The sequence below is a fragment of the Providencia sp. TYF-12 genome (assembly GCF_041344805.1).
GTDB lineage: Bacteria > Pseudomonadota > Gammaproteobacteria > Enterobacterales > Enterobacteriaceae > Providencia > Providencia huashanensis.
Window position 1 is genome coordinate 2,060,562 of sequence record NZ_CP166833.1, and the last position, 12,031, is coordinate 2,072,592.

12 protein-coding genes are annotated in these 12,031 nt (G+C 37.7%); 5 read left to right on the forward strand and 7 right to left on the reverse strand.

Going from position 1 to position 12,031, the window contains the following annotated elements:
• Nucleotides 1-10 precede the first annotated feature (10 nt).
• Nucleotides 11-1,138, forward strand: coding sequence for a Bcr/CflA family multidrug efflux MFS transporter (locus tag ABE954_RS09165; protein WP_230233542.1), 1,128 nt, complete (start codon nucleotides 11-13; stop codon nucleotides 1,136-1,138).
• Between the two features lie 681 nt (nucleotides 1,139-1,819).
• Nucleotides 1,820-2,161, forward strand: a complete 342-nt coding sequence (locus ABE954_RS09170; RefSeq protein ID WP_042843404.1) for a hypothetical protein — start codon at nucleotides 1,820-1,822, stop codon at nucleotides 2,159-2,161.
• Between the two features lie 280 nt (nucleotides 2,162-2,441).
• On the opposite strand, the gene mepS is transcribed toward ABE954_RS09170, so the two are convergent.
• Complete coding sequence (gene mepS, locus ABE954_RS09175; protein WP_042843406.1) at nucleotides 2,442-3,026, reverse strand: bifunctional murein DD-endopeptidase/murein LD-carboxypeptidase; 585 nt, start codon at nucleotides 3,024-3,026, stop codon at nucleotides 2,442-2,444.
• A 703-nt stretch (nucleotides 3,027-3,729) separates the two neighbouring features.
• Entirely contained in the window at nucleotides 3,730-4,329 is a 600-nt protein-coding gene (locus ABE954_RS09180) for a YrbL family protein (protein ID WP_048607453.1), read from the reverse strand.
• 326 nt (nucleotides 4,330-4,655) lie between these two features.
• Between ABE954_RS09180 and ABE954_RS09185 the strand changes: the two genes are divergently transcribed.
• Entirely contained in the window at nucleotides 4,656-5,000 is a 345-nt protein-coding gene (locus ABE954_RS09185) for a hypothetical protein (protein ID WP_042843408.1), read from the forward strand.
• A 120-nt stretch (nucleotides 5,001-5,120) separates the two neighbouring features.
• On the opposite strand, the gene yeiP is transcribed toward ABE954_RS09185, so the two are convergent.
• The 3 genes from yeiP to ABE954_RS09200 all read right to left on the reverse strand — a co-directional run bounded on the left by yeiP (nucleotide 5,121) and on the right by ABE954_RS09200 (nucleotide 7,688).
• Nucleotides 5,121-5,693, reverse strand: coding sequence for an elongation factor P-like protein YeiP (gene yeiP, locus ABE954_RS09190; RefSeq protein WP_042843409.1), 573 nt, complete (start codon nucleotides 5,691-5,693; stop codon nucleotides 5,121-5,123).
• Nucleotides 5,694-5,844: 151 nt separating this feature from the next.
• Nucleotides 5,845-7,089 carry a tryptophan permease gene (gene mtr / locus ABE954_RS09195; protein WP_042843410.1) on the reverse strand — a complete coding sequence of 415 codons (1,245 nt, stop codon included), beginning with the start codon at nucleotides 7,087-7,089 and terminating at the stop codon, nucleotides 5,845-5,847.
• Between the two features lie 161 nt (nucleotides 7,090-7,250).
• Nucleotides 7,251-7,688: an NUDIX hydrolase gene (locus tag ABE954_RS09200; protein ID WP_129466077.1), complete on the reverse strand. Its 438-nt coding sequence runs from the start codon at nucleotides 7,686-7,688 to the stop codon at nucleotides 7,251-7,253.
• A 164-nt stretch (nucleotides 7,689-7,852) separates the two neighbouring features.
• Between ABE954_RS09200 and fruK the strand changes: the two genes are divergently transcribed.
• Complete coding sequence (gene fruK / locus ABE954_RS09205; protein WP_217008476.1) at nucleotides 7,853-8,788, forward strand: 1-phosphofructokinase; 936 nt, start codon at nucleotides 7,853-7,855, stop codon at nucleotides 8,786-8,788.
• A 95-nt stretch (nucleotides 8,789-8,883) separates the two neighbouring features.
• Here fruK and nfo read toward each other — a convergent pair whose 3' ends face one another.
• Complete coding sequence (nfo, locus tag ABE954_RS09210) at nucleotides 8,884-9,729, reverse strand: deoxyribonuclease IV (protein ID WP_042843412.1); 846 nt, start codon at nucleotides 9,727-9,729, stop codon at nucleotides 8,884-8,886.
• A 100-nt stretch (nucleotides 9,730-9,829) separates the two neighbouring features.
• Complete coding sequence (locus ABE954_RS09215) at nucleotides 9,830-10,909, reverse strand: YeiH family protein (RefSeq protein WP_048607451.1); 1,080 nt, start codon at nucleotides 10,907-10,909, stop codon at nucleotides 9,830-9,832.
• Between the two features lie 193 nt (nucleotides 10,910-11,102).
• Here ABE954_RS09215 and yieE point away from each other — a divergent pair, with 193 nt between their 5' ends.
• Nucleotides 11,103-11,966 (forward strand): DNA-binding transcriptional regulator YeiE, encoded by an 864-nt coding sequence (yieE, locus tag ABE954_RS09220; RefSeq protein WP_042843414.1) that lies wholly within the window; start codon nucleotides 11,103-11,105, stop codon nucleotides 11,964-11,966.
• Nucleotides 11,967-12,031 lie beyond the last annotated feature (65 nt).

Genomic DNA, 12,031 nt, shown 5'->3' on the forward strand with positions numbered 1-12,031 from the left:
TTTATTATCGATGCTAATGCCATTGGCTATCGATATGTACCTACCTAGCTTTCCGACGATGATGCATTATTTTAATGTAGATGAAGGGCGTATTCAGATGACGCTTAACAGCTACATTTTTGGTTTTGCTATTGGGCAACTATTCTATGGTCCGATGGCGGATAGCATTGGGCGTAAGCCAGTAATTTTAGGTGGTGTAATTGTCTTTGCTATTGCATCTGCTGCCTGTGCAATCACGGAATCCATTGAATCATTGATCTGGTTACGGTTCTTACATGGGTTTGCTGCTGCGGCTGCGAGTGTGGTGATTAACGCATTAATGCGCGATATGTTCACTCGTGACGAATTTTCAAGAAGCATGTCATTTGTGGTGTTAGTCATGACGATTGCACCATTATTAGCCCCGATCCTTGGGGGAGAACTAATGCGTTGGTTCTCATGGCATGCGATTTTTTGGAGCATTGCAATCGCAGCAGTGATAGCGGTTATTTTAGTGAGTTGTTTTGTGCGAGAGACACTACCTGCCGCTAAACGGCAGAAATTCCATGTCGGCACTACACTCAGGCAGTTTGCGACGTTATTTAGAGCTAAACAGGTTTTGTTCTATATATTAGCTAGCTCATTTTCTTTCGCTGGTATGTTCTCGTTCTTAAATGCGGGCGCATTTGTTTATATTGATTTAAATGGCGTGTCACCGCAGCATTTTGGCTACTATTTTGGTATCAATATTATTTTTCTATTTATTATGACCACAATAAATAGCCGCTACGTTAGGCATTTTGGCGCGGAAAAAATGCTGTACTTTGGCATTATTATCCAATTTGTGATGGGGTTATGGTTGTTAGCGACGACTGCTTTTGCGCTGGATTTTTGGACTCTAGTCATTGGTGTGGCCATTTATGTTAGTGGGATAGCGATGATCACATCAAACGCAATGGCTGTTATCTTGGATAATTACCCACATATAGCAGGGACTGTCTCCTCCTTAGCTGGAACCATTCGTTTTTCAATTGGGGCTCTGGTCGGAACATTGTTATCTTTGATACCCGCTAAAAATGCATGGCCAATGGTTGGGTCAATGGTGGCTTGTGTTGCATTATCCATGCTATTTGTTTTATTGGCGAAAAGAACAAAGTAATTTCATTAATTTTTCAGTTTCACGGATGAAACTGAAAATGTCATAGATGTCTATCCTTCCTTTTGTCCGATTATTCCGAATTGATTCAGTTCATCCAATAAGATACAGCTATTCTCAATGTTTATAGCTACCTTTAATTCGTTAAATACGAATAGTAAAGTAGGGGGATTAAAATATTTGGTGAAAAATGATCTAAATCAATTACCGTTAGTAGGTAATTTGTTAAATTTATGTTTTTTATCACACCGTATTCTTTGCTGTAACAAGTTGGCAAAAATTTGTGCGCACTTCAAAAAATAGCTCAGTTATTGCGGTTTTTATGTCAAAGATGTAAAAAAAAGTTAGGTGTTTTGTGGTGAATGTTGAGTTCAAATATCAAAAAAAATTTAATATTTAATTAATTTACCATAAAAATTGATGTGCAATGATTTGTGTCACAAAAATTTAACGACATGTTGTATTTTTAATGTTATATTTAGGTTTTAGAATTTAACATTACTGTTACTTTTGTGGTTGTTAAAAACTCGGTTTGAACGATGAGTTAGTTTAAAGAGGGTTTTATTCACGTTTAAATAGTATATAAGCGTAATAGGGTTGGTTCGATCCTCGTGTTAGGTCTAGTGGGGCGGTAACCCCCGGGTCACTTGGCTAAATACTAAAATGTTTTAATAGGATATCTTTGTGGAAAAATCAGGTCTTTCGGTGGTGCACAGGCTACCGCAAAGCTACCGCTGGTTATCAGGCAAAATAGGGACTGATGTTGAAGTCGTACCTATGAATGATGTCGATAGCGATAAGCTTGTGGGGCTAAAATTACTTAGTCATGACTGTGCAACAGATTGTATTGCGATGCAGCAGTTATCTGAGTCGTTATCGGATATGCAAATTGCTAATGCTATTTTGGAGTGGCAGAAAGAAGTGTGCTTGTTCATTCACGCAAATGATGAATTAGCAGCTATGTGTCGTTTGAAAGCCTCTGGTGTGGCTATTGCAGAGCTATCATCTGGTTTTTATTGTGCTTAATTTGAGTGCAAATAAATATATATGGGTTATTTATTGATTTACGTTATTGCTAATGTATCGGTGATAGACGGTGGCGATTTGCTCTGCTGCTAAGTTGCTTTACTAAAATACAGACTGATATTATTAGGCACTTTTGCGTACAGCGTCTCTCATTTTTTTGATGGCGTTAAATAACAACCGCTAGGCTCAGAAATTAAATATGAATTACCAATAAAAAAGCTTCCAGTATCTGTTACTTGGAAGCTTTTTTATTGGTAAGGGGATAAGGTATGGCAGAAAGTTAGGACCCGTTAATGATCCGACGGCTAGCGTAGTACCTTTTGCTCCAGTAGGAATTCGTCATTTCAGAAACAATAACGCCACTGCTTGTGGAGGCGTGAACAAATTTTTCATCGCCGATATAGATCCCAACATGCTTCATTGTGCGACCTGTTTTAAATAAAACGATATCGCCAACTTTTAAATTATTACGTTTTACGCTTTTACCCGAGTACTCTTGTTCTGAGGTTGTGCGAGGGAGTTCCACACCAAACTGTTCAAAAAATGTGCGCTGAACAAAGCTTGAACAATCCACACCTTTTTTGGTTGTGCCACCGAGGCGATAAGCAACACCTTTCCAGCTTGCATATTGGTTCATGATTTTGGATTTAGTGTCAACACTTTGTACTAGCTCTTCGAATTCATCTTGAGATGCCATAGTTAAAGAGTCCCCCGCGGAACCATTTAACATACGTACATCTGATTTAGCAGTATTTTGTGTATTCTTAGCTGACTTAGGATTGGTACATGCTGAGAGTGTCACGGCGATAGCAATTGCCGGTACAATGCGCCAAGCATAGCGCTTAAGTTTTTCAGATGTTAACATTCTTATATATATCCCTTACCATTTTTTTATCGCATTATCGTGTAAATAGACACGACAAAATAAAACCTATCCTTGTGAAAAACGCATTTGGCGATAAGAGTGTGTTTTTCGCAAGAAATGTTTATGACAACAATTTATAGCAAACAACCCAAACTAGGTGTTGTACGCTTTAGTCATTTTCAATGACTTATTGAGTATAGAACAGATACCAATATTTACTAAAAGAATTTTACGTGAATTGGTAGCCTAACAAGCCTGAAAATAAACCTTAAAGAGCATACATAAACAAAGCCGAAATGGCGAGGCAATAGGTCTATAATTTACAAAACATTAGATAGAACTGCCTATTCACTATTGGTTTATGTGATTTCTATCATATGTAAGGGCATTTTGCGCGGTATTGCACCGTTTTGAGTAAATAAAGTATGAACTTGTTCACATTTTCTTACGTCTTGTTTCAGTCTATTTACGAAGTAAATGCCTAACATCTACCTCTAATGTAAAGAAGTTTAAATTTATCTAAGTTAGAAAGGTTTTAGTCATCAAGTCATGCACTAATTATAGGTGGCCGTTAGGTGATTGACTTTAAAAAATCATAGCTACTGTTTATTTATCAGTATTCTGATAACAAAAAATACTTATATTGAAGTTTTGATTAATTTTAAATCTAAAAAATGAATGGTAGTAAGACAGGTATTGAAAACTATATTTTGATTTGAAATTCTCTATAAAGCCGATTTTCAAAATCTGCGAAACGACGATTTAATGTTGAACGCGCAATAGTGGCTGAAAAATAATCTAGGGGGATCAAATTGGCTGAACCAAGGTTATCAATAATAAAAAATTGGCCGTGAGGTTTATAGCCTAATTGATAAACAATATTATAAGTTTTTAGTGCCATTGTTGCTATGGCTTCTTCATAGATTGTTTTTTTAAATTGTTCATAGGCAATTCTCATATTTTTTTTATGTTTTAAAAGTATGTTTTTATTTTTTAGGTAATACTCTAATGTATGTGAAACATTCCCTGTTTTATCTTTAATGAGTTGGAAAACATACCCTAAGCCGAAATTAGTTTCTTGGGTTCCATAATAATGAGAAATAGTGTTGGTACTTAAACTTTTTTTATATAACCGCTTGTAATAGCGTATTTCTCGTAGCGTTTCTTTATCACTTCTCCCATTTAAATGCACTTTGATGCATAAATCATCATACTCTGGATGTTGATAGCAAGCACGTTGCCGACCCGCAGCTATCAACTGTTTGGGGGATAGGTAAATTTTAGTAGCAAGGTTTTTTTTCATATTAATAAATACTCATTTTATAAGTTAAATACAAAAATGATTTGTAAACAATAAATATGACGTTTTTTACAATATATAGGGCTGATTTTAATAGATAAAATTCTAAAGATGTTGCATTTCGTGTGGTAATAAAAAAGTCATTTAAATAGGTGATTTTATTTTGAGTAATAACGATTCAAAAAAATAAAAAACTACGACTATAAATGAAATCACTAATATTTCGTTGAGATTAGTATGTCGTCCTCAGTCACGCAGAGTGAAAAATATTTTAAGTATAAATAAATCACGAAAAGTGACGATAACTTAACTTTAAGAGGGCGATTCTTATGGATAACTCAGTAAAAAAAATTGTAGCGACTATTTTTACAGTAACAGTATTGGTTTCAAGTTTTTCGGCAGTAGCATCAAAAAATAGTGGGATGAAACGTGCTAGCTCTGGTGTCATTTTATTTACAGGAGCGATTGTCGCGCCACCTTGCATGATAGAAGCAACGCCTAAAAGTGTGATAACCAAATGTTGGAGTGATACTGGAGATGAAAAAACGACGTCTGTTGATATTCGAAAACTCAGAGGGCAAACAACACTACTTCCTAATTCAAAGGGAACTCAAGAGTTTAATTGGATAAACAAAGACCATACATTGGGAATCTATACGATTAAATATGATTAAACATGAGTGAAGCCGAAGAGCAGGTCGTTAGGAGGGGATAATGCTAAGTGATTGTGGCATATGCCTATGAACAATTAATTCATAGGCATATAAGGTCATAGGTTAGATAACATATTGTAATTAATCACAACGCCCCATATAACGGCGTTCAGGGATATGGATACGAATTTTTTCGCCACTCGATAAATACTCAGGAACTTGGATAGTAAGCCCTGTAGCCATAGTCGCAGGCTTAGTTCTGGCACTCGCTGATGCACCTTTAATGCTAGGTGTTGTTTCCATTATGACCATATCAACGGTTTGAGGAAGTTCTAAAGCCAAGACTTGACCTTCTATGGTAAGCACTTGCATTCCTGGCAAACCCTCTTCAGGGATGAACAATAGGTCTTCTTCAATATCTGATTTTTTGAACATGTAAGGTGTATAGTCTTCATTATCCATAAAAACATATTCATCACCGTCAATATAAGAAAAAGTCACTCCACGGCGTGTTAACGAAATCGTTTCTAAAATATCATCTCCTTTGAAACGTTCCTCAACTTTTTGGCCAGTTTTGATATCTGTAAAACGCATTTTATACAAGGTACTTGCGCCACGAGCACTAGGTGCTTGAATATCAATATCTTTTACAAGTAGTAATTTGCCATTATAGTTAACTGCTAAACCGCGTTTAATTTCATTGGCCTTGGCCATAAATAACCTTCTTTGGGATTGTCAAAAAGAGTGCGACAAAATTACTCGCAGATAAGCGATTAGGCAAGATGTTGCGGTTAATTTTCGGTGAAAAATTTTATGGGAAAGGGAATGGTGAATATTGCGTAAAAGCGATATTCACCAAAGGCCGTTAATAAATAGGGAGTAAACCAGCTAAAGATAGCAAATGTGCTACAGCATTAATCACACCAAATAAGATAACGAAAACAATAATAAATGTTCCACCAGGTGCTTTATAACTATTATTTGGATAGCGTACACGGCTCGCTTTTGCCATTAGAGCAGGGACAATTACCGCCCAGATGGTTGCTGCTAGCCCTGCAAAACCAATGGCATAAATAAAACCATTTGGAAAAATTAACGCAAGGATGGTAGGCGGTACAAAGGTGACTAAAACAGATTTGAAACGCCCTTGTTGATTGTCCTTAAATTTAAAGAAGTCTGCAATAAAATCAAATAAGCCAAGAGAGACACCTAAGAATGAGCTGGCTAACGCCATATAAGAAAACAGGTTTAGGAATTGTGAAATAAAACTGTTTTTCGTCGAGATATTCATTTGAGTCAACAGGGCATCAATATTATTGCCACTTTCTCTTATCTCAATAAAGGCAGAGCGTGGGATATTGCCTTGGATGGCATACTGCCACAAGATATAGATAACAACCGTAATAGTTGCTCCAAACACTAAACTCATGACTACACTGCGACTGTCTTTATTATAATATTTAACTAGCCCAGGTACATTGCCATGATAACCAAAAGAGGTTAATAAATAAGGTAATGCGGCGAGAGCGTAAGGTAAATACTGATGATCACTTTGTTCAACTTGGTTAAATAAAATGGCAGGAGATGCCGTTGAGATCATCCCACCAATTGACATGATAAATGTGATAACCATACCACCGATTAAAATAGTACTTAACCTATCTACAGCACGAGTTGAAAGCCAAACAATAAAAGCGACGATGAAAGCAAAAATAAAGCCTGCACCCGCTTGTGGAATTTGTATATGACCTGACAAGTTTGCGGTAATGATAGAACTACCCGCGGAAATGTAGGCGTAAGTCAGTATGTAGAGAACAAAGGTGACGGATAAGCTATTAATTGAATTCCAAGTTGTTCCCAACAGGTCTTTGACCATAGTGTGAAAACTGGCTCCAGCAGGGTAATTCATATTTGCTTCTAGGATCATTAACCCCGAAAGTAACATACAAATAAATGTATAGATTAATAGCACGACTGAGCCTGAAAACCATACACCTGAAGTCACCATTGGAATTGAAAACATACCCGCACCGACTGCAGTCCCTGCGATAATCATTGCACCACCCAAGATGGAAGGGCGTTTGTGTTGTGTTGTAGTATCAACGGCCATGGTGGCTCCTAATAGAATGTTTCACTGTACTAGCTAAATGATACGGTAAGCACATGACGTTGTAAATATGGTAAAGGCAATTAAATAGGAAAAAGCGAGTAATAAGAAAGAGATGAATAAAAAACGTACAAACAAAATCGTTTATACGTTAAAGGTTAATATTAGGCTTTATGGTGATAAAGATTCTGGTTTAGCCAAAGGTCAATGGCATTGCGGCTGGCTTCAAAGTGAGGCTCAGGTAATGCATCAGGTGAAACCCACATTAGGCTTTCACATTTGTCTGTTTCCATTATTTGAGGTGCAACTTCACCATTGTATTCAACATGCATACAGATAGAGACCGTATGCTTCCCTTCTTGTTGATAAGTTTGCAAGTTATTACTGATACCAAATACGGTTGGTGCTTGAATATCAATACCGATTTCTTCTTTTATTTCACGAATAGCGCAATGTTCGAAAGTTTCCCCAGGGTCAACATGACCCCCAAAAATTGACCAGTAAGGGGCATGTTTACTGCTGCGTTTACCCATGAGTATTTGCCCGTGCGAATTGGTGATGATCACACCGACACCGACGACGACGTTAACAGGCTCAGACATATTTTCTCCTGATTATTTTATTTTTTAGCGCGCTGATTTTGCCATGGTACAACAGAAAAACAAGCAGGGAAAAATACAAATATCACTGAAAACAATATGCTTTAATGTTATAACTATGATTATATTTTAAGATACGATAATCATGATAAGGGAGATTAGTGGTTATGACTCGCCGGGTTGCTACAATTACATTAAATCCTGCTTACGACCTTGTAGGGCTGTGTTCTACAATCGAAGTTGGTGAAGTCAATTTAGTCAAAACCGCTAGCCTCAATGCGGGTGGTAAAGGTGTAAACGTAGCGAAAGTGCTGCGTGATTTAGGCATTGATATCACAGTTAGTGGTTTTATGGGGAAGGATAACCAAGAAGAATTCCAACATTTTTTCAGTGAAAATGGGATGGCTAATCGTTTTAGTATGGTACCGGGACGTACACGTATTAATGTAAAACTTACTGAAAATAATGGGGAATCAACAGATTTTAATTTTTCAGGTTTTGATGTAAGTAAAGAGGATTGGAACCGCTTTTCTACAGAGTCATTAAATTGGCTAGGCCATTTTGATATGGTTGTCGTTAGCGGCAGTTTACCAAATGGTATTGACCCTGAAGAATTTACTCGTTGGATGACCAGACTTCGGCAATTATGCCCATGTATTATTTTTGATAGTAGCCGAGAGGCCTTGAAAGCCGGTCTTAAAGCATCACCTTGGTTAGTAAAACCGAATAGACATGAATTAGAGAGCTGGGTTGGTAGAAAACTTCCTGATTTAAAAGATGTTATTGCAGCAGCCCATGAATTACGTGATAAGGGCATTTCTCATGTTGTCATTTCATTAGGAGGAGAAGGGGCTTTGTGGGTAAATGCCTCAGGGTCTTGGTTGGCCAAACCACCTCATTGTGATGTGATAAGTACGGTAGGGGCTGGGGACTCAATGGTTGCTGGGCTTGCTTATGGTTTACTCAATGGGGAGTCGAGTGAGCATACATTACGTATGGCGACGGCTATTTCCGCGTTATCAGTTTCTCAGCCCGATGTTGGGCTAAAAAATCGTAATAAATTAGCGGATATGATGGCTAAAATTGAGATGAAATCATTGTAATTGGTGAAAAATAGCCAGTTCGCGGCATTAACAATGTGGTGTTTTCGATATTATAGTCAAGCTCTAGGGTTAACCTAGAGCTTAACAATAAAGTATTAGTTTTGTTGCTGAGATTTCAACCATGCAATTTCTTGCGGCCAAATATCTGGGTTGATCGTTTCTAAAATCAAAGGGATACCATCAAAACGCTTATCTTGCATAATGTAGGTGAATGGTGTGAAGCCAATATTTCCCTCACCTAAACTGTGATGGCGGTCAACACGGCTGGCGAATTCGCTTTTTGCATCATTAAGGTGCATTCCTTTCAGAAATTCAAAACCGACAATGTCAGAAAATTGTGTAAAGGTGTTATCGCAATCTTCAATCGTGCGTAAATCGTAACCTGCTGCGAACGCGTGGCAAGTGTCAATACAAACGCCAACACGGCTTTTATCTTTTACACCTTCAATAATTTTAGCTAAGTGAGTGAAGTCAAACCCCAAGTTAGTACCTTGCCCTGCCGTATTTTCAATAACAGCAGTGACACCTTCTGTTTCAGCAAGAGCAATATTAATCGACTCGGCAATTCGAGCTAAGCAGTCATCAACCTCAATTTTTTTTAAGTGGCTTCCAGGATGAAAGTTAAGTAAACCGATGCCTAATTGTTCACAACGTTGCATTTCATCAATAAATGCAACCCGTGATTTTTCCAAAGCTTCAAACTCTGGGTGACCTAAGTTTATTAAGTAACTGTCATGGGGGAGAATTTGCTGTTTGCCATAACCGTATTTTGTACAGTTATCTTTAAACTTGCGGATCACTTCTTCACTTAGTGGTGCGGCTTTCCACTGGCGTTGGTTTTTAGTGAATAACGCGAAAGCCGTTGCTTCGAGTTCATGGGCGCGAATAACAGCCTGATCAACGCCACCAGATGCGCTGACGTGTGCTCCAATATATTTCATTTTTGACTCCTTTTTGTGGGAGTATGCCATTAATAAGCTAATAAATGAAATCAACAAAAAAGCCACCGGTTAAGGTGGCTAATAATAAGAATATAAATCGTTAAAAGATATTTTGGATCATCACATTAATTAATAACCCACCCACAATTAACCAAACAAATAAAATCAATGCCATCAGTAACGGCTTAATACCTGCTTGGCGAATGGCACTAACATGGGTGGTTAAGCCTAATGCGACCATCGCCATTGCGAGTAAAATAGTATCTAATGCGATGATTTGTTGAACTAATACACTAGGCAATAAGTGTAATGAATTAAAACCTGCTACAACGATAAAGAATACAGCAAACCAAGGAATAGTAATTTTGCTTTTTTGGTTGCTTGCCGTTTGATTGTGGCTTGCTTTTCGACTCAAAAAGGCAGATAAAATAATTAAGAACGGTGCAAGCATCATGACACGGATCATTTTAGCGATCACGGATGCATTTTCTGCGTCAGTACCTATGGTGTGACCAGCAGCAACAACTTGTGCAACTTCATGAACCGTTGAGCCAATATAAATACCAAATGTTTCTTCAGTCGCAGGGAACCAACCAAAGTGGGCATTTAATTGGTACATCCAAGGGTAGACAAATATACAGATTGTCCCGAATATGACGACAGTTGAAACGGCAACCGCGACTTTACTTGCGGAGGCTTTTACCACCGGTTCAGTTGCCATGACTGCTGCAGCACCACAAATACTGCTTCCTGCACCAATCAGCAATGTTGTTTCTTCATCAAGACCGAATACTTTTTTACCCAGCCAATAAGCTAATAAGAATGTCGATGTTAATGTTAAGGCATCAATGATGACGCCTGTTGCACCTACATCAGTAATTTGCTGAAAAGTAAGACGGAACCCGTACAGAATGATCCCCGCTCGAAGGAAATAGTGCTTAGCAAATTTAATACCACTGTCACAAGATTTGCTCGCAACAGGATAAAAAGTATTACCAACAACGATGCCTAATAAGATAGCAAGGGTTAATGCACCTAAACCGATATCCATAAACCAAGGCTGTTCACCGAGGTAAATTGAGATAGCCGTTAAAATACCAGCTAAAATAATGCCAGGTATTAATTTAAAAATAGGATGCAGGCTATTTTGCTCTAAGCTGTTAGCTTCACTTTTATTCATGACAATGCTCTTCATTACCGCTTATAAGATTTGGTAATAAGCATATAATAAAATCAATAATAATTTAAATTCATTATTTGTGTATAATCTATCGAAAAAATTGATTATAAGTTTCTTCTGGAATATTGCTAATAAATCATTAATATTAACAATATTATTACAAATACTAAAAATCACGTTGGGGCTTACCTTTATGCGAATTACACTTAGGCAACTTGAGGTCTTCACGGAAGTATTAAAAAGTGGCTCCACGACGCAAGCATCTCAATTATTAGCACTTTCTCAATCTGCAGTAAGTGCGTCGCTAACGGATTTAGAAGGTCAATTAGGTGTTCAGCTATTTGACCGCGTGGGTAAACGACTTGTTACAAACGAGCACGGAAGGCTTTTATACCCTAAAGCATTAGCATTATTAGAACAAGGGTTAGAAGTCGAGCAATTATTTAAGAAAGAGATGGGCGCCGTGCGTCTTGCAGCAAGTACGACGATTGGCAACTATATGCTACCGGAAATTTTAGCGGGTTATCGTCATGACCACCCTGATATTCCTTTGGAACTGTTTATTAGTAATACAGAAGAAGTTATCAAAGGTGTCATGGAGTTTAGAGCCGATGTTGGTTTAATCGAGGGGGTTTGCCATAGCCCTGAGTTGATTTCTAAACCGTGGTTAAAAGATGGATTGGTTGTTTTTGCTTCACCACAAAACCCACTAGCAAATAAAAAAGTATCACTAAAAGATTTACAAGATGCTCCATGGATTTTGCGGGAAAGGGGCTCAGGGACAAGAGACGTTCTTGACCAACTATTATTTGCTCACCTTCCCGGGTTTCATATTTTAATGGAGCTTGGAAATTCAGAAGCGATTAAACATGCTGTTCGTTTCGGTATGGGGATCAGTTGTTTATCAAGGCGTGTTATTGAAGAACAATTGGAAAATGGTTCATTAGTGGAATTAGAAATAGAAGAACTGCAATTAGAAAGAACCTTATATTTGATTTACCATCGTCAAAAGCACCTTTCGAACGCGATTACTAATTTGCTAGCCTACTGTAATTAAAAATCCTCGTCATCTTTTAACTTGTCGCGTTGTTGGCTGCAATCGACTATCCAAGTCACATACTG